This is a genomic window from Paenibacillus sp. UNC496MF, assembly GCF_900113915.1.
Lineage (GTDB): Bacteria > Bacillota > Bacilli > Paenibacillales > Paenibacillaceae > Paenibacillus_Z > Paenibacillus_Z artemisiicola.
The window spans coordinates 345,354-367,669 of sequence record NZ_FORE01000010.1 but is presented as its reverse complement, the minus strand read 5'-3'; the positions used below and the strand labels follow the sequence as shown (position 1 = coordinate 367,669).

The window sequence follows — 22,316 nt, the reverse complement described above, 5'->3', positions numbered from 1 at the left end:
ATACCCTTATGTAGTTAGGTGGATAAATCATGGATAAATTGCTTTCTGTCTGCATGATTGTAAAGAATGAAGAGGCCGTCATCGATCGTTGCTTGAGCAGCATCAACGATTATGCCGATGAAATCATTATTGTGGATACCGGCTCGACCGACTTAACTAAGCAAATCGCAGCCGCATATACCGATCTTATTTATGATTTCGAATGGATAAACGATTTCTCCGCCGCTCGCAACGCGGGCATCCGTAGGGCTACTGGACAGTGGATTCTTGTCGTGGATGCCGATGAATATTATCATCCGGCCGAGGCCGCGAAATTGCGCACTTTTCTCGAAACCGAAACTCCCAACCCGGGGCTCGTTTATGCCGTGAGCATCGTAAGCTACCTGGGCACTTCCATCGAAAAAAGCAGCACAATGAGCACGGGTGAGGTCGCCCGTCTTTTTCCCAACCATCAAAATATCTTCTATACCCGTCCGATTCATGAACAGTTGTATGCCACTGACGGAACGCCACTTCATTTTCAGTTGGCACCAGGTTCTTTATATCATACTGGTTATCTAAAAGATGCGATTGAATCAAAAGATAAACTAAATCGGAACGCGGGTATTTTCAGCGACTTAAAGAAGAACAAAGGCTTCTCTGCCTATGATTACTATACCGTCGGCAATGAGAAAGCCATGCAGCGCGATTTTCAGAGCGCGATTTATTATTATGAACGCAGTCTAAAAAAAAGCGAGCGAAACAGCAGCGTGTCTTGGTATCCAAGGTGCATCATTTCATTGGTACAAGCTTATCTGGAACTGAAACGTGTATACGATGCATGGCACCTCATTGAGACTAAACTGATTCAATGGAACCAATATCCCGAATACTATGCTCTAAAAGGATCGATTTATTATTACATCGGTCTGTTTGATGCCTCTAGGGAAGAATACCAGCTTGCATATCGGTCGGCGGAGAAATTGGCTGAAACGACCGAAGTCTTCTGGCTCGACAGTCCGGATTACGCATCGACCTTCCCATTGCGCGTATTATCGGATATCGCTGTTTATGAGAACGATGTGGAAAAAACCGTCTACTACTTGACTAAGCTGCTCATGCAAAATCCTTACGATTACCGTGCGATAACACAGCTTATTGACACATTAGCGCAAACGCAACCAGCCGAAAGCATCAGTCAGCTCTTAAATGAAATCGGCAATGCGGACGATCGCAAATTTCAATTGTACCTATTTAAAGTCACGCTTGCGCTCGGTCATATTGACTTGTCCAAGTATTATTGGGCCATGCTGGAAGATGTGGAGTCGGAGTTAGATATCATTGACCGTTTAAATCTTGCGCTTCTTCAGAGAGATGAAGCAATGTTCGGCAACTTAGTAGCCAGCCTAGCTAAAGATCAAACGATTACGCACGATATTCTTGTATCCTGCACGCTCGGCTCGCTAATGTGGGGATCGAATTACTATGAGCGAATTACGATTTCGGAAGATCATGCTTTATCCGCGAGCTACAACTCCTTCCGCTGCTTACTTGAAGGTGCTCCAGTCGACTCGCAGCCGGACATTTTCACATTGCTAACAAAATGCTACCTTTATCACAACTATGACTTATACGACCGATTCGTCAACGCGTATAGCTCGAGCGAAATAACGAACATGCTGGCAAATTTCTTCTATAACAAAAAGAATTACGATCTCGCCTTGAATTACTATTCATTGCTCTTGCGGAATAACGACCTGAGTGTAACCAGTCTGGAGAATTTATCCCTGTACCACTTGACCCGCCACTATATCGAAGATGGGTTAGAGTTTATTCTCGCCGCGCTGGAAAAGCGCCCTGATCTGCCCCATCTAATCACGTTATACTTGCGCTTCTGTACGAATCCGCAAGCAAAACAAACCTTCATTAAAAAATACGGGGACCACCTATCCTATTATCGCAAAATCCCGTTATTAGCTTCGTTGTTAAAATAACTTCCGTGAATTGAGGAACACAAAATGACTCCTGCTTGTGCAGGAGTCATTTTGCATCGTTATCTTTATTTTCGTTTATCGAAGAATAAACTGTTTGCTATATAGTCCGGCTCATAGACCCGCTTTTGAAACTTGGAAAAATTGATTTTATAAAGCGACTCCGAAGCTTCCTTACTTAGCTGCTTCATTCGCCCTAAGAGCGCCTCGTCGCAAGCCATTAATTGATGGATAATACGTTTGTCCGCTTCCTCGATACGATTAGTGGCTTGAAGATCGGCCAATGCCTCTTCGCGTAGTTCCACCAATTGAACGAGCTGTTCATAATCCACGTCAGCCAAATTCTCCATAATCGCATTCGTCTTATCGAATAGTTCCGTTAATCTGCTCATGCGCTCACCTAATTACCGACAGCTATCGCCGTTTTCGATACTTGTCTCCACCCATCTCTCAATTGCTCAAGGTGGCCGAGTACTTCGATTGCCAAGGAAGCTTCTTTCTTTAGATTAGCCTGTATCAAATTGTGAAGTAAGTATTCATAGATCAACACTAGATCCTTGGAAATCGGGTAATTGAAATTTAAAGAGCTAACCAATTCATGAATAATGGACTCCGCTTTACACAGGTAATTGTTTGCTTGCTCCCGATGCCCTTGTTCAATGCCCTCAATTCCTTGTTTCGTGAAGCGAATGGCGCCATCATAAAGCATAAGAACCAGTTGAATCGGTGTCGCGGTTTGAGCGGACAACTGTTGGTATTTCTGTTGAGGTGAAAGCATGTTACCGTATCCCCCTTACTGATAGCTAGAGAAGGCCGATGCTTGCGAGCTGTATTTGTTCATAGCCGTCTCCATTGCCGAGAATTGCGCGTAATACTGGTCTTCTTTCCGTTTCAACATGGCATCCATATCCGTAATTTGAGTTCCGATGCTTCGGAGTTGTTCGCTAAGCAATGAGCTGGCGATAAATGCTCCGTTTTTGTCCGTGCTGTACGAAGATGTGCCCGCCTTATCCGTGAGCGACTTAAGCGTGGACGCCACATTGGTGCTTAATTTTGTGAAGATGCCGGAGTCCGTGCTAGTGGGGTCCGAAGGGTTCGCACCCGTACCCGTGAAAAGCTTGGCTACGCTGTCCGGATCGTCGATGATGGCCTGGCGAAGCTTATCTTCATCCTGAATGACCAACTTCCCATAATCCGTCCATTGGCCAGTGGTGATGCCGATTGCTTGAATACTGGTACTTTTCCCCCCGCCAAGATCAAATCCTGTCACCATGGTTGCTCGCATATTGCTGACCATGGACGAAAGGATAGAATCATTGCTCAAGAGGCCGCTCTTCGCTTTTGTTTCCCATAGCTCGACTTGTTTATCCGACATGGCTTCTTCTTCATCTGTCGTCAACGGTTGATAATCACGGAAAACCTGTTCATGGAGCTTGCCGTTGACCTGATCCAATATGGCATTATAGTCTGAAATGAAAGACTTGATCGTGCTCAAGATTTTATCGGCATCAACGGTCGTGGACACAGTGGAAGGACCGTTGGCTCCCGTCTCAGCCTTTAATTGCATGCCAACGCCATTAACGGTCACATTGTTCGTGGTAGAAGTCATGCTAAGACCGTTTACCGTATATTCCGCGTTCTGGCCGTTTACTCTGCTTGCCGTTATTTCCGTAAATCCTGGTGCAGAAATAACCGCGTTGGCTCCGCTGCCGAGATCCCCGGTTTTATTGTTGGTGACGGACAGTTTACCATTCGCATACATCACGGTCGCGTTTACGTCTTTATCCGCATTAATGCGAGCGATAACGCTGCTCATCGTATCCGTATCGCTGAACGCAAACTCCTTCCCGTTTACCACGAACTTATTGTTTGCCGGCGTTGAAACATCGTAGATAGATGCCAACGATGGATCATCGCCAGTTAAATGCGTATCATAAACCCCGCGTGCCGATAATGCTACTTTCTCTACGGTTACGGACATGGAGTTTACCGCAGTACTGCCGGTGGAAGTAATAGCAACGGCCGCGGTATTACCCGTGACCTCTGCTTTCTTCGCCGTCATGTCCGCCATCGTACCATACTTTGATAGTTTATTAATACGGAAATCTACTAGTGAAGTGGCTACATCCCGATAGGCTTCCTGTTTCCAGGTAATAGACGTCTGCTGTTTGACCAGCTTGTCTCGTTTTCCCTGCTCCGCCTTCATTAGTGTTTTGACCATGGAGTCAATATCCATACCCGACGATAACCCGGTAATACGAAGCGTCATACGAATCCTCCTTTATTAAATCCGATGGTCGACAAGAATTCCGGCTACTTCCATTAATTTAGCAGCGACGTCCAATGTTTTTTCGGGTGGAATCTCACGAATCAGTTCGCCTGTGTCCTTATCCATGACTTTTATCATGATCGTATTCGTCTCTTTATGTACAGACAAGTGAAGCGTCGTTTGGGGGCCTTCCATGGCTTTTATGGCTTTATCAAGCATTTTGATTTTCTGTTCGTCGCCTACGGATACTTTCATGCCCCGGAGTTCGGCCAGTTGCATGCTTTCCGTTGTGTTAATCGTCGAAGTCAAGACCCCTTGGTCGCTATCCTGGATGGGCCTTTCTGCGCCGCTTTGTGCTCCCGAACCTACATCTGCAGAAATGAATTTATTGGAGCCGATTGAAGAAACATTCATTGACATGGTGTTGCCCCTCCCGATAAGTGTCCCTTACTTGATTTATCGACATAAATACCTACGAACTTAATATTGCTCAAAGCTGCGAACACAAACTCGCAAGCCTGTTCTCGGCTCTTTCATACCCCATTAAGGCCGCTTCCCGTAAACAATTCGCAGCTTCCTCGCGTCTTCCGAATACCTCGAAAAAGACGGCTAAATTATAAAGCGCAAGATAGGACCCCGTACCGGATTCCGAATCGTATCGGTACGTCTCTCCGATCATTAAACATTTACGGTAGGAAGCCTCGATCTCCGATAAGTACGACCCATAGACGCCCGGATCACTCATAACCAAATCCAGATAGAAAACCCCGCACGCGAAGTGATAGTCGGGAAATAGTTGGACCCACTCGAACTTGGTTTGAATAATGCGAAGCCCTTCTTCAAAACTGCGGGTGTCCTTTAACGCGTACAAATAGTGCACCACGACATTTGGCGCATAACGTTCCTTGCCGCCGATCTGCCCTAAGGCTCGGGCAAAGTATTCACTAGCCAAAGCTAGTTCGTGCTTTCCCTGGTACTCTTTCCCCAACTGAAATTTGATATAACTATTCTCGGGATGCTGCTGAACTTCTCGCAGCAGGAGGGGAAGATTGCGATCATGTTTACTCCCGTGCAAATATCCGTCATGATGAACGGTAATCGGAATTTGACTCCGGACTAGTTCGGAATCAACTTGCTCGTGAATTCTCCCCTTGTAACGGATTGGAGACGGTAACAGTCTCGTTATAAAACTCCTGCCTTTCCCTTCAACTCCCTTAGCGGAAGTAAAGCTGTTAATTTCCACCCTTCCCAGATCACCGCGTTCGTCCATGAACCGCTGGACAGCTTCCCGATCCATATGAACAATATATTCATCCGCGTCCAACACAAGGTTCCAATCGGATATCGATTGTGCTAATGCGTAATTACGGGCTGCCGAGAAATCATCGACCCAAACGAAGTCGAAAATGCGTGCGCCGAATTGCTTCGCAATTTCCTTTGTGCGATCTACAGATCCTGTATCCACAATGATGATTTCATCCACATACGGCGCCGCGTGCGTTAAACAACGACCCAGCTTCTCTTCCTCATTGCGTACGATCAACACGAGTGCTAGTTTACTGTTCCTCAATAAGATCACCTATTTCCTTTATAAAAAAAAGGTCTTAGATAAGTATCTAAGACCCTGATTATATGCAATGCTAAAATTAACGAAGCAGCGACAGCACGCCTTGCGGTGCCGAGTTCGCTTGCGCCAGCATCGATTGCGAAGCTTGCAGCAAGATGTTGTTCTTCGTCAGGTTGACCATTTCTTTTGCCATGTCCGTATCGCGGATACGGGATTCGGATGCCGTCAGGTTTTCGGTCGTCGTGCCAAGGTTATTGGATGTGTATTCCAAACGGTTTTGTACCGCACCCAGCTTGCCGCGCTCCGTTGCGACCGCGGAAATTGCAGCGTTAACGTCCGTCAGAGCAACGTTAGATGCAAGGCCAGTGAAGGCTGTCGTCGTGATTGCACCGATGGAGATCGCCGTACCTTTGTCATCCGTAATAATCGTTGCGCCGCCCGTAATCGACTTGCCGTTAAAAGTCGTGTTCGTCATGATGTTATCGATCTGCGAGGACAGTGCCGCAACCTCGGTCGTGATGTTGGCGACGTCGGAGGTTTGGTACGTGCCGTTCATGCCTTGGATCGTCAGTTCTTTCACGCGGCTTAGCATGGCGGATACTTCGTTCAATGCACCCTCTGCCGTTTGCACGAACGAGATGCCGTCCTGCGTGTTGCGCTGCGCTTGTTCCAAACCGCGGATTTGTCCGCGCATGTTTTCGGAGATCGAAAGTCCTGCTGCGTCGTCCGCTGCGCGGTTGATACGCAGACCGGAAGAGAGCTTTTCCATGTTTTTTGAAGCCGCCGTATTGTTCAAAGCCATGTTGCGGTGCGTGTTAAGCGCGCTGATGTTGTGGTTGATAATCATCGTAAATTCCTCCCTGAATGTGAATATTCGTTCCCGCATCCTTGCGGTAAAGTCGATGAAAGGTCGGCCGCCCTTTTCAACCCTATCTTATTTATCGGCAATCCATCGCTTTTTATTAGAGCCGGGGAACCGCTTTGCCAGGATATTCGAATCATATCAAGAAAAAAGGAGCTGTCCCGTGTCATTCTGGATGACGGATCGGGTCAGCTCCTTATTCCCCATGCGATTAGTGCTTAACGAAGCAGCGACAGCACGCCTTGCGGAGCCGAGTTCGCTTGCGCCAGCATCGATTGTGAGGCTTGCAACAAGATGTTGTTCTTCGTCAGGTTGACCATTTCTTTTGCCATATCCGTATCGCGAATACGGGACTCAGAAGCCGTCAGATTCTCGGTCGTTGTACCAAGGTTGTTGGACGTGTATTCCAAACGGTTTTGAACCGCACCCAGCTTGCCGCGCTCTGTTGCAACATCCGTAATTGCCGTATTGACTTTCGTAAGACCGGCAGCATCGAGGGTAACCGTAAGTGCAGAGAAGTTCGTCGTCGTAATCGAGCCAATGGAAATTGCCGTTCCCTTATCATCCGTAATAATTGTTGCGCCGCCCGTAATGGACTTCCCGTTGAATGTCGTGTTATTCATAATATTATCGATTTGGGAAGACAAAGCGTTCATTTCCGTCGTGATATTGGTCTGATCGGCAGCCTGGTACGTGCCGTTCATGCCCTGGATCGTCAGCTCCTTCATGCGGCTCAACATGGAGGATACTTCGTTGAGCGCACCTTCGGCCGTTTGTACGAAGGAAATACCGTCTTGCGTGTTACGCTGAGCTTGCTCCAAGCCGCGGATTTGTCCGCGCATATTCTCGGAGATAGAAAGACCCGCGGCGTCGTCTGCCGCACGATTGATACGCAGACCGGAAGACAGCTTCTCCATGTTTTTCGAAGCAGCCGTATTGTTCAGTCCCATGTTGCGGTGCGTGTTAAGTGCACTAATGTTGTGATTGATAATCATGATAATAATCCTCCCTGAATTTGAATGATAGTCCCGCATCCTTGCGGTAAAGCTAAGGGTAAAAAGTCCTGCTCAGCTCTAATATATGTATCGGTCGGACCATAGCTTTTAATTAGCGTCTCCGTAATTATTTACTTTTTAAATTGCGATATTGGCTTTGCAAATCCGAAATCGAGGACAAAGAGTTCAACGCCTCCTTGTTTGTATCCGCGACCGCGATGAACAGTTCCTTTCGCAAAATGCCGATTTCCTTAGGCGCGGCAATGCCGAGCTTCACGCCATCTGCTGATACATCTAGCACCGTAAGTTCGATGTCATTGCCAATCATGATGGTTTCGCCCTTCTTTCGACTTAGCACTAACATGACCGCCCCTCCTTCTCCTGACCGGTTACGGATGGAAAGAGTGTATGCTTGGTCAAATATGACGGATCTTGAAGAACGACTTGAGCAGCCGAATTATTGGCCGTATTCCATATGATTGGAGCGGCCAGATTTGCCGTCGCTTCTTGTATGTTACCTTTTACGGTTACGATATTCAAAACTCGGAGATTTTCGGTCAAGGGCTGCCCCAGCGCGTGGAGGATATTCGACTGAAGTTCAAATTCGTATTTCGGAAAGAATTCAAAGGGGGAAACGACGATGAAGGATAGCCGGCCTTCCTCCACCGACTGCAAAAAATAAAAAGGGCTCTCTTCTATGGGCATCAACGTATAGCTTCTATGCTCGGGAAATCCCGGGATTCCTAAGGGAAAATCAATAATCTCATTTTCTTCTATTTCGAGCGCGCCAAATCGCGTTGTATGAATAATCACTTTGTCACTCCCTTTAACCCTATGCAAATGCATAATTAAATGTGGAAGAGCTATAGCACTGCACGTGCCATAGCTCTTCCTGCGCATTTCTTGCGTATTATACCATTAAATCCACAATCGGCGGCGGCGTAACCGTGACTTTCGGGTAGCGCTCCATCGTGTAACGCACCTTGCCCGGCGTGAATTGAATATCGGGCTTTTGGTGCGGCTCCACGTCGATGGATACCTTCCACGGCTTCACTTCGATGTCGGGCTTGCGTACCTCGAACGATATCTTCGTATTTAACCGGGAAGCGGGACCGAAGACGGGAAGGGCGGGCCGCTGACGGGTGATCGACGCGTAAGCAAGGTCCGGAATCGGGTTGGCCTTGTTATTCGCCAAATCCCCGATGCTGCGCCACTTCTCGTTCACGGACGCAATGTACTGCGCCACGTAGCTCGTCGTCTGGGACATCAAACGCTTGGCCAAGCCCTCCGGCCTTCCTCCGTTGATCGCGTCCCATGTCGCCGACTGGTCGATCGTCATGACCGGCTTGTACGACTGCGCTTCCGTCGGCGGCCTGTCCGTATGTACCTCGACCTCGGCGCGCTCCGAATGAATCGTCCTGACGCCCCATTCCGTCCGAATGCCGAGATTGGCGGTTTGGCTCGTGATTTGAAGCTGCGGCAGCTTCATCTTAGTTCAAGAAATTGACCAGCGACGGCGTAATGATCTTCGCCCCGACCGACAACGACGCCTGGTAGATGTTCTGGCTGACCGTGGAGTCGATGTAGAGCTGGTCCATGTCCGCGTCCTCGGTCTTCGACTGCAGCGCGGTCAAGCCGACATTCATCTCTTCCATCCGGTTCTGCATGAGCTCGGTCCGGTTCGTTTTCGCGCCGTTCTCGGAGCGGGCGGAGATGATTTTGTTCATCCGAGACTTGACGTCATCGATTTCGGCGGTAACCGCCGAGTAGTTGCTCGACTGGAGCGCGCTCGACAACCGGTCGAACATCGAGAAGACGTTGTCCGTCGTACCTGCGGGATCCGCATCTCCGAACACTTGGTTCGCCGTCATGTTGACGTCGATCGTAATGCCCTGGCCGATCTCGTACGTGACCGCGCCGGCGTCGGCCGACACGGTCTTCGGATCGGTTCCGGACGGATACGGCTTCTCGTCGAACAGCTGCCCGCCGAAGACGAACTTGCCGTTGAAGCTGCTGTTGGCGATATCCGTCATCTGGTTCTTCAGCTCGGCGATTTCCTTGTTAATGGCGTCGAGGGAATCCGGCGTGTTCGTTCCCGTGCCCGCCTGAACGGCCAAATCGTTCACGCGCTGCAGCACCTGCGTCGCCTGGTCCATCTGCGTATCGTAAAAGTCCAGCCACGACAACGACGACGAAATATTGTCCTGATACTGCGTATTGGCCGTCAAATCGGACCGGTACCGCAGCCCGTAGGTGAGGCCGACCGGATCGTCGGACGGCTTGTTGATTTTGCGCCCCGTCGAGATTTGATCCTGTTGGATCGCCATCTTGCGCATGTTGGTATTCAAATTCTGAATGAGCCGCGAACTCGTCATGTTCTGGGTTACCCGCATCGACATAGCTGATTGCCTCCTCGCTTACCGGCCGACCGATCCGGTGCCGTTGATTAATTTATCCAAGGTTTCGTCGATGACCGTCATGAACCGGGCGGCCGCGTTATAGGCGTTCTGGAACACGATCATGTCCGACATCTCCTCGTCGAGCGACACGCCGCTGACCGATTGTCTCGCGCTGCCGGCTTGGGAGACGAGGGTATTCGCGTTATCGTATTGCCGGTTCGCCTCTTGCGCCTGAATGCCGATCGCGCCGACCATGGAGTTGTAGAAGACGCCCATCGTCGCCTGCGTCACCGGTCCGCCGGTCGACGTTTGATCGAAAGAGAACTTCGTGTCCTTCAGCTGGGAGATCAGAAGCGCCAGCGTGTTGTTGCCCTTCACCACGGACGTGCCCGCCGCGTCCGTCGTCGTCCGCATGGACACGGCGATTTTGTTGCTGTCGGTCTCGATCGCGGGATTGAGCCGGATGCTCGCGGCCGTGATGCCCGTCGCGCCGGACGTCGTATCGAAGGTGAAGAAATCCTCGCCCTTCGTAGCCGGCGATTCGTTCGTGAAGCCGAGCTGATGCAGGCCGTTGATGCCTTTGACGGTGACGACCTGATCGGCGGCCAGCGTGACGCCGTTATAGGTGGAGCCTTTCGGAATGGTAACCTGCAAGTCGCCCTCGGCCAGCGTTCTGGCGATGGTATCCAGCTGGTCCTGGTAGCCCTTCACGTACTGGTCGCGGGAAACGATCGTCCCGTACAGGTCGCCGTTGTTCAAATCGCCCGAAGCATAGGCGGCCTCGACCCCCGCCGAGGTCAGGTCCGTCACCTGCTCGCCGGCCACGAGCGCGGTTCCGCCCATGGCGATCGTGTAGCCGTCGCCGCTCTCGGACACGTTGACGTTCATCATCTTGGACAATTGGTCCGCGTACAGGTCGCGCTGGTCCCGAAGGTCGTTCGCGCTGTCGCCGGTGGATTCGTTGCGCTTGATCTGCACGTTCAGATCCGCGATGGCATGCAGCAGGACGTTCGCCTGCTGCACCTTCGTGTCGATCGAGCCCGTCAGATCGTCGCTCAGGCTCTGCAGCTGCTTGGCCGTCTGGTTGAAGGAGTCGGCGAGCGCCAGCGCGTTTTGCTTCACGATCTCGCGGTTGGTCGTATTGTCCGGATCCTTGCTCAGATCGGACCAGGCCGACCAAAAGTTGTCCAACACCGTGCGCAGTCCCGTCTCCGACGGCTCGTTCACGATCGTCTCCAGCTTGCTCAGCGTATCCGACCGCACTTCCCAGTTGCCCAAATATTTGTTCTCGTCGCGGTACTGCGTGTCAAGGAACGCGTTGCGGACCCGGTTGATCGCCGTGGCTTCGACGCCGGTTCCGATCTGCCCCGCCGCCGCGGAATGGGTCATGCCGAACGCTTCGATCGGACGCGTCGCCTGGATTTGAACCCGTTGACGGGTATAGCCCTCGGTGTTCGCGTTGGAGATATTGTGGCCCAACGTGCCGAGTCCGACCCGCGTCGTCAGCAAGCTGCGCTTGGCCGTCTCGATGCTGTGAAACGTGGACGTCATCCTCTCGCCCCCTTCGTCATCTTCTCTGGTCGTACCGCGCGTAGGACGGTTTGCCGTACGGCGCGTGCCGCGGATGTTGGTACGTATATTGGCTGTTCGGGTCGTCGCTCAGGAGATCGATCGTATAGTCGATAAACTTCAGCGACTGCTCGATCAGCTGCTGGTTCAGCCGGGTCGCGTGCTTCAGCTCGTCGAGCAGGCCCGTCAGCCGCCCGTGCAGCTCGATCAGCCGCGATTTCTCGTGGGGCGACGTGACGGTCTTGATCATCTCGCTGATTTTGCCGCCCTTGTACCGCAGCATGCCGACGGACGTGAAGTATTGTCCCGACAGCCGCATGCGCTGGGCTTCCAGCTCCTCCGCCGCCTTGAGCAGCCGGCGTTCCTTCTGGATCGTGGCATTGATCAGCTCCACCTTGTTGCCGACCAGGTAAGGCGTCTTCTCCTTCGCCAGCGCGAGCAGCCGCTCGTATACTTCCGCCTGCTGTTCCAGCGTGGCGATGATCGTCTCGACGTTCACGGAAAACCCACCTATTCTTGTTTGTTAGTTTTCAGGTAAGGCAGCAGCTTCTCGGCGATTTTGCCGGATTCCACGCGATAGGTGCCGGAGCTGACGGAAGCCTTCAGCTCGTCGATCCGCTTGGCCCGCTCGGGATCGGAAACGCGGCTGACGGACAGCATCTCCTGCGCCTGCGCTGAGATTTGGACCTCGTCCGTTTTCCGTTTGCGGCCGACGTTTCCGGTTTGCTGCTCGTTCTGCTTCTGGTACGGATTCACCGCGCCGATGCGCTGCGTTTGGTTGATTTTCACGTTTAACCCCTCCAACAATTCGAAAACCGATTCGCTGATACCACTATTATCGGCAATTCGATGCGATTATTTATAGCGATTCGAAACCATAGAAAATGCCCGGCAGCGGCGGACGACGAGCCGCTGTGCCGGGCATGGAAGCGCATGAAGCGATAAATAAGTCAGTTGTTGTTCCGGTTTCGGTACAAAGAAGCCGCGGAGCCGGAGGAATGGTACGCTTCTTTGTCGTCCTTCCCGTCCTTGTCCGAGAGGCCCTGCTTGGCGCGGCCGACTTCGTTCAGCAGCTTGGCCCGGCAGCTCTCGCACTGGTTGTGCTCGCGGACTAACGTGCCGCACATCTCGCACGGGTACATCAGGTTCGGCGCGCCGACCAGCGAGATCCGGCCTTCTTTGATAAACTTCGTGATCTGCTTGATGCTTACGTCCGTGGCCGCGTTCAATTCGGTGATATTGGCGCCTCTATGTTTACGAAGATAGTCCGCGCACAGCGCATATTCGTTGTCGATGGCCTTGATGCAGGCGGGGCACACGTCGCGAAAGTTCTTGGCGAACAGTTTGCCGCAGCGGGGACAGTTATCGAGCTCCATCTTGCATGCTCCCTTCCAGGTCGCGATTCGTGACTCCATAGTATCGCAAATATAGCCAAAATTCATCCTTTTTTTTGGACGGGACCGGGAAGGGGCGGCATGCGAAACGGGCGGGCGGCGCTTAGAGGGAAGCCAGCTTCGCTGGAAGCTCGGGGTGATTCCGGCTAGGAGCGAGCCACCGTCAATACGTAAACGTCGAACCGGAGCCCGGGCGCCGCCTGTCCGATTCCGTCTGCCAAGGCTTGCGCGCAGGCGTTCGCCGTGCTGCCGGTCGTGTAAATGTCGTCGACCAGCACCAAGCGGTAGCGCGCGTCCCGGCCGGCCGTCGCAAGCATCAGGGCCAGCTCGGCCTCGTCGGCCTTGAAGAGATTCCGCGTGTCGCGCAGCCGGGCGCCGCGCGTCTTGGCGCTCTGCTTCGCGCTGTGCCGCGTGCGCCGCAGCGCGTCGAAGAACGGAATGCCCTCGGCCTCCCCGAGGCGGGCGGCGAGGCGTTCCGCCTGATTGAAGCCCCGCTCGAGGAGCCGCGCCTCGCTGACGGGCACCGGGATGACGGCGTGGACGGGACGGGGACCGGCCTCCCGGAAACGCTCGGCCGCGAGGCCGCGGTAGGCCGCCGTCAGCAAGTCCCCGAGCAGCGGTTCGAGCGCCTCGTGGCCGCGATACTTATACAGCGCGAGCCATTCCCGGATCGTCGCGTCGTACCGGACGGCCGACCGGTTCGCGACGAACGCCGTCCGCGTCCGGCGCGCGCAGTCGGGACACCGCTCCGGCCGGCCGCATACGGGACAATACACGCGGGCGATCCAAGGAATGGACCGAAAACATCGCTTGCACAAGGAGCCGAACGCCCCCTGCCGCCCCGGTTCGCAGCGGTTCCCGCAAACCGCGCAGCCGCTCCCGCCGACGGCCAGCAAGGACGCGAACAGCGGGAACGCTTTGCGGAGCGACTGCCACAGATCGCCGGTCGTCATCGCCCGCTCACCGTCCTTCCTTGCCGAGCAAGTAACCGCGGCGCCCGGCGATGCGGTTCATGCCCCGAATCTGGGCGATCGCCGCCTGCTGGGCGCGCGTCCGCTCCGGCGCGCAAAAGTAGACGCTGCCCGCGGGATCGTCCTTCGACCTGCCGGCGCGGCCGGCCATCTGGATGAGCGAGGCGTCGTCGAACAGCTTGCCGTCCGCGTCGAGAATGAAGACGTCGCTCTTCGGCACGGTGACGCCCCGCTCCAAGATGGTCGTCGTGACGAGCAGCCGGATCGCGCGGGCCCGGAATTGCCGCACCTTCTCCGCGCGGTCGGGATCCTGCGACGACGTGCCGGCGACGGGGACGGACGGGAACGCGGTCCGCAGCTTCGCGACGAGCGGCTCGACGTCGCGGATCTGCTGGACGAACACGAACAGCTGCGCGCCGCGCTCGAGCGACCGCCCAAGCGCGGCGGTCAAGCTCCGCGGAATGCCGCGCAGCAGCAGCTTCCGCACGGGCGGGATGCGAAGCAGCGCCGGTACGGGCAGCGGATGCCGGTGAAACCGCACCGGCACCCGCACATGAGCCAGCCGGCCGAGCCTGGCTTCCATCCGGAGGGAAGCCGGCGGCGTCGCGGACAGCAGCACGTGGGTGCCATGCGGCGCGCGAACGTGCTCGGCGGCGAAGTGCAGCATCGGATCGCCGTGATAGGGGAACGCGTCGATTTCGTCGACGATGACCAGCTCGAAGCCTTCGCGGAAACGGAACAGCTGATGCGTCGTGGCCAGCGTGATGTCGCCTTGCTCCCAGCGCTGCTCGCTGCCGCCGTAGAGCGTGACGACGGCCGCGGCCGGAAACGCTTTGCGGATCCGCGGGTCCAGCTCGAGCACGACGTCCCGCCGGGGCGTCGCGATGAGCGCCCGCCCGCCGCGGGCGAGGCAGGACTCGACCAGCGGGAAAATCATTTCCGTCTTGCCCGCGCCCGTCACCGCCCAGAGCAGAAACCGGCGCTTCGCGCCGCGCCGGCCGGGCGGCGCGTTGATGTAGGCGAGCGCCGCGGAGGCCGCCGCCGTTTGGGCCGGGCTGAGGCCCCAGGCGGCCAGGTTCGGGGAGGGCGCCTGCGGCGGGCGCGAGACCGGGGGCGGAGCAGCCGCGGCCAGGTGCGGCGAGCCGGCGGGCGCGGGCGAGTAGGCGCCGGCACCGGGCACCGGCAGGCCCGTCGCTGGGGCCGCGCTGAGCGCAGGCTCGCGCGCAGGCGGAGCGGCGAGCGCGAGGCCGGCAGGCGCGGCCCCATGCGCGCGCGCGTCCTGCGCGGGCGGGCGAACGAGCCCGCCGGGCAATGGCGGGCGGGCTCGTTCCGCGGCGCTCGGCGTGCCGAGGATGAGCAGCCCGCACTCGCGGCTGCGGCCCATGGCGAGGCACGCCTCGCAGTACGCGCACGCGCGGCCGCACGCGGCGCATGCGGTGCGGCGCATGCGCGCCGAGCCGCTGCCGCAGCGCTGGCAGCGGAGCCGCGGGCGCGGCCGCGCGCCCAGCGCTTGCCGCCACCGCAGCAGCCGGGGCTGCGGCTGCGGGGCGACCGCGCCGCCGAGGCGCAGCCGGCCGAGCAGCGCGGCCAGCTGGAGCGCGGGCGCCCACGCGCTCCACGTCGCCGGCGCGGCGCCGGCCGGCCCGGCCGCGCCCGCGGCCTCGAGCAGGGCGAGCGCTTCGCCGCTGAGCAGCGCTCGGCCCTGCAGCAGCGCCGCGGCGCGGCAAGCGCGCGCCGCCAGCGCCCGGGCGCCCGCGCGGCCCGTACCGGGCTCGGCCGCGCCGAGCACATGCCGCGCATGTGCCGACGGCTGCCGCGGAACCGGCAGCCCCATGCGGGCGTCGCCCGCCCAGGCGTCGCCGACGAGCCGCGACAACGCCGCCTCCAGGCGCCCGCCCGCCAGCCGTCCGCCGGGCCAGCGCGCCGCGACCTGCAGCGCGTGGCCGAGCGGGAGCGGCACCGGCCACGCGACCAGCCGCACCGTCTCGCCGTCCATCGCATCCCCGGGGCGCCCGCCCTCTCCCTCGCCGGCCCGCTCCGCCCCGCTCGTCTCACGATGCACCGTTCCGTCTCCGAACCGGTCCATCGGCGTTCCATCCTCTCTTTGCTTCTCCTTGTCCCGCCTCATCGCCGCCCGCTCCGACCCGCTCGTCCCAAGACTCGCCTCCTCTCCTCCGAACCGGCCCATCGGCGTTCCATCCTCTCTTTGCTTCTCCTTGCCCCGCCTCATCGCCGCCCGCTCCGACCCGCTCGTCCCAAGACTCGCCTCCTCTCCTCCGAACCGGTCATCGGGCGCGTCTCCCGCTCCTTGCTTCTCCCGATTCCCGCTCGCGGCCGCCCGCCCACCCGCCTCGTCGGGTGCCCATCTCGCTTCAGCTCCGCGCCGCTCGCGATCCCACCTCATCGCCGCCCGCTCCGCCTCCGCCCGATAATCGGCGTCCAACCAGTACGCGAAATCCACTTCGGGCGCGATCGTCCAGCCCGCCCATGAGCCGGCGGGCGTCGCCGCCGCGTACACCGTCACGTTCATCGTCATCTTCCTCCATTCGGCTTCCTCCCGAAAACGCCAAAAAAGCACACCCCGACCGCCTTCCGGCAGTCGAACGGGTGTGCTTCACGCGTTTCGATCTTCAGTTGTGTCGATTATACCTCGCCCTCCTCCGGCGCGCAACGGTTCGGCCTCCAGCCAACCGCATGCCCCGCGGTCGCCGTCCGCCACCGCCTCAAAACGGCAGCTTCGACAAATCCGCCGGGTCGCGCAGATCGATAAGCACCGCGTGCTCCTTCGCGGAGACGATGCCTTCCGCCTGCAGCATCCACAGCAGGTGCGTCGGCTCGAACGGCTTGCCGTCCTTGCCTACCGGCTTCGCGTCCCGACGAAACCGTTTCCATTTTCCGGAGCGTCCAATTCCCGTTATCGCTTCTTCTCCCCCGCGCGCAGGCGGACCGGCAGCGGAATCCGCCCCTTCCCCGGCCTTCGCCGCGCTCGCGGGCCTGCCTTCGGCATCCGCGGGCAGACGGCTTCCGCCATGCACCTGCACGTTCATGCCCTGCTTCGCGAACGCCCGCGCGATCTGTAGCGTATCGTCCTGCGAGCCGTTATCCACGACGGTGACCTTCACGTCGGTCCCGGTCAGGTGCGAGAATCGGCGAAGCGAACGCATATACCATTCCATCCGCGGTTCTTCGTTGCCGGCGATGAGCACGTAATGCTTGACGTTGCGTTCGCGGCCCAAGCGAAAAGCCGAGCAGACGTAGACGACGATCGCCGCCAGCACGTAGCAGCCTACGATCCAGAGCAACACCGATATCAAAGGCGTCCACCTCCTTTTTGTGACATCATATGCCGCGCCGCGCCCAGAGGTTACGGAGCGCCGAGGACGAGCCGGCCCAATCTGCGGCCCCCCGTCCGGCCCTCGTTTTTTTAGCAACCGGAAAAGTAATGCCCCTCGCCCATCCAACTCCTTCCGGCTCTATCCATCCCCTTTCAACCGCTTCCCATCCGGCCTCCCCGTCCGCGCGCAAAAAAGGCTCCCGCCACAAAGCGGAAGCCCTCTTCGCATGTATGTATGCCTGACTTAAAGCGTAACCCAGCCGAACTTGATGGAGTTGATGACGGCCTGCGTGCGGTCGTCGACTTCCATTTTCTGCAGGATGCTGCTGACGTGGTTCTTAACGGTTTTCTCGCTGATGAACAGGAATTCCCCGATCATCTTGTTGCTCTTGCCTTCCGCCATCAAGCGAAGCACCTCGGCTTCGCGGCGCGTGAGCGGATTGTCCTCGCTCGGAATGAACTTGACGCCGGTTTCGCGCGCTGCCGCCGCGCCCGAGCTCGAGCCGATCTCGTCGAGGTACGTCATGCGGCGAAGCTGGTTGATCAGCTTGCCCGTTACTTTCGGATGGATGTACGCATAGCCGTTTACGACGGATCGAATCGCATTCGCCAACGCTTCGGCCTCCATGTCCTTCAAGAGATAGCCGCTTGCTCCCTTGCGAAGCGTCTCGAAGACATAGCTCTCGTCATCATGGATCGAAAGAATAATAACCTTCACGTCCGGGAAAATGTCCCGCAGCCGTTCCGTCGCCACCACGCCGTTCTCGATCGGCATGTTGATGTCCATCAGGACGACTTCCGGCTTGTTCTCGTTGCAGAATTCCAGCACTTGGATGCCGTCGTTGCATTCGCCGATGACTTCCAAGTCGTCTTCCATATTCAGAATCCGCTTAAGCCCTTCGCGGAACAGCTGATGGTCATCCGCGATCAGGACCTTGATTTTGCGCTTGCCGCTCGAAGCTTTGAATTCCATTCGTTAGTTACTCCTTTCTAGATTCCGCGTTGATGGGGATATGGATCGTGATTTTGGTGCCTTCGTTGATTGCGGATTCGATCTCCATCCTCCCTTCGAGCAGTTCAACCCGCTCTCGCATGCCGATCAGACCGAAATGCGCGCTGTTCTTCGCCTTGGACTCGATCAGATTCGGATGAAACCCGACTCCGTTGTCCTTGACGACAATTTTCACCATTTGCGCCTGGTAGGTCATTTCGAGCGTCACATAGGTCGGATTCGCGTGCTTGAACGCATTGCTGTACGCTTCCTGCACCATGCGGTAGATGGCGGCTTCCATGGCCGACGGGAGCCGCAGCTCCTTGCCGATCGTTTCGAACCGCGTTCGAATCTTGTTTTTTTCTTCGTAATCTTGAATATATTTGCGAAGCGTTGGCACTAGACCGAGATCGTCGAGCGCCATCGGCCGCAGGTTGAAGATGATTTTGCGAATTTCTTCGATGCCGGAACGCACTTGGCTCTTCAAATCTATTAATTCGTCCTGCACGATTTGAAATTCCTGCTTCATCAGCATGCGTTCCGCAATTTCCGTCCTAAGCACTATATTCGCAAGGGACTGGGCGGGACCGTCGTGAATCTCCCGCGCGATCCGTTTGCGCTCTTCTTCCTGGGCCAAAATAATCTTGAGCCCGATTTGCTGTCGGTTCTTAGCGGATTCCAGGATACGCGTCACCTGGTTCAAATCTCCCGCCAAGTACTCCAGCACCACGTTGATTTTGGACGCGATGGATTCCGCCCGCTCGATGGACTTCTCCACGTTGCGGACCCGCTTCTGCAATTCGTCGCGCCGGGCCTTCAGATACGTTTCCTTCTCGCGGAACATCATCAGCTCCAGCTGGAGCTGCGTCGCTTTTTCGTACGCCGTTTTGATGTCCTCTTCTTTATATCGGACGAAGTCCCGGCTAACTTCAGTCAGCCGGATTCTCGCCCTGCGGTAATCGAGCTCGAGCTTGTCGACTTTGTCGATGATCTCCCCGGTTTCGGCCAGCACCTCGTTCAGTTCCTGGCTTAGGGAATACATTTCCTTGCGCGCCGATTCGCAGATCTCGAAGATTTGGTACTTGCTGTCCTCCATGACCAAGACGGCGTTCTTTATGACGCGATCGATATCGTCTACGCGAAAATCCATCCGATAACGGCCCACTTTCTGCTTAATCTACTAAATCTATCATAGCATAGATTCAGAGGCAGGCATCCATATCATTCGACGGTAATCGTGCCCATTTTTCCATCCCAATTTACAACTAGGCCCAATTGCTCGGAAACGAGCCGGATCGGGACCAGCGTACGTCCGTTGCGGGTCATCGGTGCGACTTCGGACTGCTTGCGCTCCCCGTTCAGCACATACTCCTTGCTGCCGACCCACATGTCCATCAGCTGGCTCCCGCGCAGCACGGAGACGCGCTTCAGCACGGCGTCCCAATCGACTTGGGCGCCCATCGCCTCGGTCACGAAGCGGAGCGGCAGGTACGTCGTGCCGTTCAGCAGCAGCGGCGCCACGTCGAGCTTGTAGGCCTTGCCGGCGACCGTCGCGTTCTTCGAGCCGATCTTCAGGCCGATCTTCTCGCGCGGCGGCTCCGGCGCAAGCGCCGGGTATTGGAACGCGACGTTGTCGAACCCGATCGCGCCCGTCAAGGCGCGCTCGTCCTGCCCGTCCTCCAGCGACGCGACATACAGGCGCTTCAGCGTAACCGGCGCCGGCATGCCCTCGGCCGCCAGGTTGACCTTGATCGTCTTCCAGCCGGTCCAGTCCACTTGCTTGGCCAGCGTGATCAGGTGCGCCGCTCCCTTGCCGTCGATGAACTCGGCGCGCGCCCAGTTCAGGCTGCCGTCGCCCATGACGTCGATGCTCATGCCGGACGGGCTGCCGTCCACTTTCCGGCCCGTGCCGTTCAGGACGGCATAAGCGGCCTTCGTCCCGCTTCCGTTGGTAAAATCGTACTGCAGCTGCACGACGCCCGTACTATTCGTGCCGGGCAGTCCCGACACGACCGAGGCCGTCCCACCTACACCATTCGTACCTTGGAACGAAATTGGATAGGTCTGGTTCTCGAAATCGTCAAATTTTTTATCCGCGCCCGTCGCAAGCACGGCCATTGTCGAAAATCCGTCGTAGCGGGCGATGACATACCCGGCCTTCGCCGTCGGGCTCACCGCGCCGATCGTCAGCGTGCCGTCGTTCACGGCGCCCGTAAAGCCGCGCAGCTCCCATTTGACCGAGGACGCCGGAACGGTCAGCTGGCGTCCGTCCTTCAGCGTCGCGCTGACCGGAAGCGCCATGGACTTGCCCGCTTCCAGCACGAGCGAGCCCGCGCCGATCGTCATCGAGGCGATGTCGCCGCCGCTCACGATCTCGATCGGGAGCTTGTCGCTGACCGCGCCGGACTTGACCGTGATCGTCGTGGAGCCCGCCTTCGCCGCGGTGAACGTATTGCCCGAGAAGCTGCCGAGCGCGGAACCGGCCTGCCAGGTCGGCTGCAGCGTGCCGGGATCGATCGGGTTGTAGTAGTTGTCGTACGCCTTCATCGCGTAGGACGCCTGCTGGCCGACGAACATCACGCTGCTGCCGCTGGCTTTGATGCCCATCAGCGTGCCGGCGGGCGCCGTCGAGAAGACGCCGAGCCCGTTCGCGACGAGCCGCTGCGTCGCGCCGTATTCCGTCGGGAACGCCAGCTGCGCCGCCGTCTCCCCGAGCGGGCGCGCGATCATCGTCGTGGAGCCGCCGCCGTCCAGGTTCATCCCTTTCCAGACGCCCGCTTGCACCATGATCTGCTGCAGCTCCGCCAGCGTCACGCCGAGGCTGCTGCCGCTGTCCTCCACGGTGACGATGAATGCCTTGGCGCCGTCCTTCGAATACCCGAGCGCCGTGCGCGCGCGGTCGCTGCTTCCGCTGATGCTGCTCGTGCTGCGGGAGAAGGCCGCCGCCGCGCCGTTGTTGACCAGAATGGTATGGCCGCCGATCAGCATCTGCAGTTGATTCGGGTCGATCTTCTGGCCGGTCGACTGCGCGACCAGGTTATAATTGACCGCGACCTGCGCCCCCGCCTGCAGATGCGCGCGCGCGTACTCGGCCGCTTTGCCGTGCGTGCGCAGAATGATGCCGTCCGCCGGGATCGCGCCCGTTATCATGGCATTGTCGGCGAACTGCGTGACCACGCCGTTTTGCACGAGCACCTCCGTCGGCGTCGTGGAGCTGTCGCTCACGTCCGGTCTCGACTGCGTCCAGGCGCCCGTATAGACGTACATCGCGTTGGCGTGGCTGAAGCCGTTGTCGGGCTCCGTCTTGTACGCCGCCTTGTTGATGCCGGACAGCGGGAAGGCCGACCCGTCGGCCGCCGTAACCGCCCCTTCAAAACCATATGTATCGATCGTCGGCTTATGATCGTTCGTCAGCGCGAACGCGTACATGCCGGTCAGCTGCGAAGGGCTCGTTACGAGCTGGCCGCCCGTCACCTCCGCGCCGATCGGATTGCCTTTGCCGCTCGCCGTATTGAAATAATCCCCGTTCACGCCCGCGACCGCCCCGGTCTGGCCGACCATGCCGGCTACGGAGCCGACGCTCGTCACCGAACCCGCCTTGCCGTTCATGACGTCGAGCTTCACGTACGGATTCGTCAAATCCACCTCGATGACGTGCACGTACGACGGTTTTGCCCCTGCCTTGCTTATCCATGTATAATCGACGCGTTTCGCGCCGGACGTAATCATTTCCGCGTTCGTTTGCACCAGCTGCTTCACCGCAGCCTGAATGCCGTTCGTGCCCGCGCCGCTCTCCGCGGCCGCCGCGAAGGCGGGCACCGCGATCATCAGCGGCTGCGCCAGCAGCGTCGCCCCCAATGTCCATAGCAGCAAGCGTCTGCCGGTTTTTCCCGGCACCCGGTTCGGTTTCTGTTCGTCTCGCATGTCTCCTGCAACTCTCCCATCTCAAAGTCTAGTAGGTTAGACTATGAAACCGCTGGAAAAGTTACGTCTGA

At 57.2% G+C, this 22,316-nt stretch carries 22 protein-coding genes; 1 reads left to right on the top strand and 21 read right to left on the bottom strand.

From position 1 onward, the window contains the following. The first annotated feature begins 29 nt into the window (after nucleotides 1-29). Entirely contained in the window at nucleotides 30-1,973 is a 1,944-nt protein-coding gene (locus BMZ79_RS19490; RefSeq protein WP_090642625.1) for a tetratricopeptide repeat-containing glycosyltransferase family 2 protein, read from the top strand. 65 nt (nucleotides 1,974-2,038) lie between these two features. Here BMZ79_RS19490 and BMZ79_RS19485 read toward each other — a convergent pair whose 3' ends face one another. The 21 genes from BMZ79_RS19485 to BMZ79_RS19385 all read right to left on the bottom strand — a co-directional run bounded on the left by BMZ79_RS19485 (nucleotide 2,039) and on the right by BMZ79_RS19385 (nucleotide 22,245). After that, the gene (locus BMZ79_RS19485) at nucleotides 2,039-2,362 is read right to left on the bottom strand and encodes a hypothetical protein (RefSeq protein WP_090642624.1); all 324 of its coding nucleotides are present in this window, start codon (nucleotides 2,360-2,362) and stop codon (nucleotides 2,039-2,041) included. Between the two features lie 8 nt (nucleotides 2,363-2,370). Beyond that, nucleotides 2,371-2,748: a flagellar export chaperone FliS gene (gene fliS, locus BMZ79_RS19480; RefSeq protein WP_090642622.1), complete on the bottom strand. Its 378-nt coding sequence runs from the start codon at nucleotides 2,746-2,748 to the stop codon at nucleotides 2,371-2,373. Between the two features lie 15 nt (nucleotides 2,749-2,763). Next, entirely contained in the window at nucleotides 2,764-4,239 is a 1,476-nt protein-coding gene (gene fliD, locus BMZ79_RS19475; protein WP_090642621.1) for a flagellar filament capping protein FliD, read from the bottom strand. 15 nt (nucleotides 4,240-4,254) lie between these two features. Beyond that, nucleotides 4,255-4,659, bottom strand: coding sequence for a flagellar protein FlaG (locus BMZ79_RS19470; protein WP_256252849.1), 405 nt, complete (start codon nucleotides 4,657-4,659; stop codon nucleotides 4,255-4,257). Nucleotides 4,660-4,729: 70 nt separating this feature from the next. Continuing rightward, a complete protein-coding gene (locus BMZ79_RS19465; RefSeq protein ID WP_177222218.1) occupies nucleotides 4,730-5,785 on the bottom strand; it encodes a glycosyltransferase family 2 protein in 1,056 nt (351 codons plus the stop codon). A gap of 100 nt (nucleotides 5,786-5,885) precedes the next feature. Next, a complete protein-coding gene (locus tag BMZ79_RS19460; RefSeq protein WP_090642618.1) occupies nucleotides 5,886-6,653 on the bottom strand; it encodes a flagellin N-terminal helical domain-containing protein in 768 nt (255 codons plus the stop codon). 233 nt (nucleotides 6,654-6,886) lie between these two features. Beyond that, the gene (locus BMZ79_RS19455) at nucleotides 6,887-7,663 is read right to left on the bottom strand and encodes a flagellin N-terminal helical domain-containing protein (RefSeq protein ID WP_090642616.1); all 777 of its coding nucleotides are present in this window, start codon (nucleotides 7,661-7,663) and stop codon (nucleotides 6,887-6,889) included. A 127-nt stretch (nucleotides 7,664-7,790) separates the two neighbouring features. After that, the gene (gene csrA, locus BMZ79_RS19450; protein ID WP_090642615.1) at nucleotides 7,791-8,027 is read right to left on the bottom strand and encodes a carbon storage regulator CsrA; all 237 of its coding nucleotides are present in this window, start codon (nucleotides 8,025-8,027) and stop codon (nucleotides 7,791-7,793) included. Beyond that, nucleotides 8,021-8,476 carry a flagellar assembly protein FliW gene (gene fliW, locus BMZ79_RS19445; RefSeq protein WP_177222217.1) on the bottom strand — a complete coding sequence of 152 codons (456 nt, stop codon included), beginning with the start codon at nucleotides 8,474-8,476 and terminating at the stop codon, nucleotides 8,021-8,023. The genes csrA and fliW overlap by 7 nt, the downstream gene beginning before the upstream one ends. 97 nt (nucleotides 8,477-8,573) lie before the next feature. Beyond that, complete coding sequence (locus tag BMZ79_RS19440; RefSeq protein WP_090642612.1) at nucleotides 8,574-9,152, bottom strand: DUF6470 family protein; 579 nt, start codon at nucleotides 9,150-9,152, stop codon at nucleotides 8,574-8,576. Between the two features lies 1 nt (nucleotide 9,153). Next, nucleotides 9,154-10,062 carry a flagellar hook-associated protein FlgL gene (flgL, locus tag BMZ79_RS19435; RefSeq protein WP_256252846.1) on the bottom strand — a complete coding sequence of 303 codons (909 nt, stop codon included), beginning with the start codon at nucleotides 10,060-10,062 and terminating at the stop codon, nucleotides 9,154-9,156. Nucleotides 10,063-10,080: 18 nt separating this feature from the next. After that, nucleotides 10,081-11,613 carry a flagellar hook-associated protein FlgK gene (flgK, locus tag BMZ79_RS19430; protein ID WP_090642610.1) on the bottom strand — a complete coding sequence of 511 codons (1,533 nt, stop codon included), beginning with the start codon at nucleotides 11,611-11,613 and terminating at the stop codon, nucleotides 10,081-10,083. A gap of 16 nt (nucleotides 11,614-11,629) precedes the next feature. Continuing rightward, complete coding sequence (locus BMZ79_RS19425) at nucleotides 11,630-12,130, bottom strand: flagellar protein FlgN (protein WP_177222216.1); 501 nt, start codon at nucleotides 12,128-12,130, stop codon at nucleotides 11,630-11,632. 11 nt (nucleotides 12,131-12,141) lie between these two features. Next, nucleotides 12,142-12,420: a flagellar biosynthesis anti-sigma factor FlgM gene (gene flgM / locus BMZ79_RS19420; RefSeq protein ID WP_090642607.1), complete on the bottom strand. Its 279-nt coding sequence runs from the start codon at nucleotides 12,418-12,420 to the stop codon at nucleotides 12,142-12,144. 161 nt (nucleotides 12,421-12,581) lie between these two features. After that, nucleotides 12,582-13,007, bottom strand: coding sequence for a flagellar protein (locus BMZ79_RS19415; protein ID WP_090642606.1), 426 nt, complete (start codon nucleotides 13,005-13,007; stop codon nucleotides 12,582-12,584). Between the two features lie 164 nt (nucleotides 13,008-13,171). Continuing rightward, nucleotides 13,172-13,978 carry a ComF family protein gene (locus BMZ79_RS19410; RefSeq protein WP_090642604.1) on the bottom strand — a complete coding sequence of 269 codons (807 nt, stop codon included), beginning with the start codon at nucleotides 13,976-13,978 and terminating at the stop codon, nucleotides 13,172-13,174. A 7-nt stretch (nucleotides 13,979-13,985) separates the two neighbouring features. After that, a complete protein-coding gene (locus tag BMZ79_RS19405; RefSeq protein ID WP_256252844.1) occupies nucleotides 13,986-16,526 on the bottom strand; it encodes a helicase-related protein in 2,541 nt (846 codons plus the stop codon). Nucleotides 16,527-16,719: 193 nt separating this feature from the next. Then, nucleotides 16,720-17,301 (bottom strand): glycosyltransferase family A protein, encoded by a 582-nt coding sequence (locus BMZ79_RS19400; RefSeq protein WP_371263751.1) that lies wholly within the window; start codon nucleotides 17,299-17,301, stop codon nucleotides 16,720-16,722. Between the two features lie 273 nt (nucleotides 17,302-17,574). Next, a complete protein-coding gene (locus BMZ79_RS19395; protein ID WP_090642601.1) occupies nucleotides 17,575-18,303 on the bottom strand; it encodes a response regulator transcription factor in 729 nt (242 codons plus the stop codon). Between the two features lie 7 nt (nucleotides 18,304-18,310). Then, nucleotides 18,311-19,471, bottom strand: coding sequence for a sensor histidine kinase (locus BMZ79_RS19390; RefSeq protein ID WP_090642600.1), 1,161 nt, complete (start codon nucleotides 19,469-19,471; stop codon nucleotides 18,311-18,313). 71 nt (nucleotides 19,472-19,542) lie between these two features. Further along, nucleotides 19,543-22,245, bottom strand: a complete 2,703-nt coding sequence (locus tag BMZ79_RS19385; protein ID WP_090642598.1) for a stalk domain-containing protein — start codon at nucleotides 22,243-22,245, stop codon at nucleotides 19,543-19,545. Nucleotides 22,246-22,316: the final 71 nt, after the last annotated feature.

Excerpts from the sequence above, each read along its gene's own strand:
- BMZ79_RS19490 (WP_090642625.1), top strand. The coding sequence starts at position 30 with ATGGATAAATTGCTTTCTGTCTGCATGATTGTAAAGAATGAAGAGGCC.
- fliD (WP_090642621.1), bottom strand. The coding sequence starts at position 4,239 with ATGACGCTTCGTATTACCGGGTTATCGTCGGGTATGGATATTGACTCC.
- BMZ79_RS19410 (WP_090642604.1), bottom strand. The coding sequence starts at position 13,978 with ATGACGACCGGCGATCTGTGGCAGTCGCTCCGCAAAGCGTTCCCGCTG.
- BMZ79_RS19455 (WP_090642616.1), bottom strand. The coding sequence starts at position 7,663 with ATGATTATCAATCACAACATTAGTGCACTTAACACGCACCGCAACATG.
- BMZ79_RS19415 (WP_090642606.1), bottom strand. The coding sequence starts at position 13,007 with ATGGAGCTCGATAACTGTCCCCGCTGCGGCAAACTGTTCGCCAAGAAC.
- csrA (WP_090642615.1), bottom strand. The coding sequence starts at position 8,027 with ATGTTAGTGCTAAGTCGAAAGAAGGGCGAAACCATCATGATTGGCAAT.
- BMZ79_RS19460 (WP_090642618.1), bottom strand. The coding sequence starts at position 6,653 with ATGATTATCAACCACAACATCAGCGCGCTTAACACGCACCGCAACATG.
- flgL (WP_256252846.1), bottom strand. The coding sequence starts at position 10,062 with ATGTCGATGCGGGTAACCCAGAACATGACGAGTTCGCGGCTCATTCAG.
- BMZ79_RS19390 (WP_090642600.1), bottom strand. The coding sequence starts at position 19,471 with ATGGATTTTCGCGTAGACGATATCGATCGCGTCATAAAGAACGCCGTC.
- BMZ79_RS19470 (WP_256252849.1), bottom strand. The coding sequence starts at position 4,659 with ATGTCAATGAATGTTTCTTCAATCGGCTCCAATAAATTCATTTCTGCA.
- BMZ79_RS19440 (WP_090642612.1), bottom strand. The coding sequence starts at position 9,152 with ATGAAGCTGCCGCAGCTTCAAATCACGAGCCAAACCGCCAATCTCGGC.
- BMZ79_RS19385 (WP_090642598.1), bottom strand. The coding sequence starts at position 22,245 with ATGCGAGACGAACAGAAACCGAACCGGGTGCCGGGAAAAACCGGCAGA.
- BMZ79_RS19405 (WP_256252844.1), bottom strand. The coding sequence starts at position 16,526 with ATGAACGTGACGGTGTACGCGGCGGCGACGCCCGCCGGCTCATGGGCG.
- fliS (WP_090642622.1), bottom strand. The coding sequence starts at position 2,748 with ATGCTTTCACCTCAACAGAAATACCAACAGTTGTCCGCTCAAACCGCG.
- BMZ79_RS19395 (WP_090642601.1), bottom strand. The coding sequence starts at position 18,303 with ATGGAATTCAAAGCTTCGAGCGGCAAGCGCAAAATCAAGGTCCTGATC.
- flgK (WP_090642610.1), bottom strand. The coding sequence starts at position 11,613 with ATGACGTCCACGTTTCACAGCATCGAGACGGCCAAGCGCAGCTTGCTG.
- BMZ79_RS19485 (WP_090642624.1), bottom strand. The coding sequence starts at position 2,362 with ATGAGCAGATTAACGGAACTATTCGATAAGACGAATGCGATTATGGAG.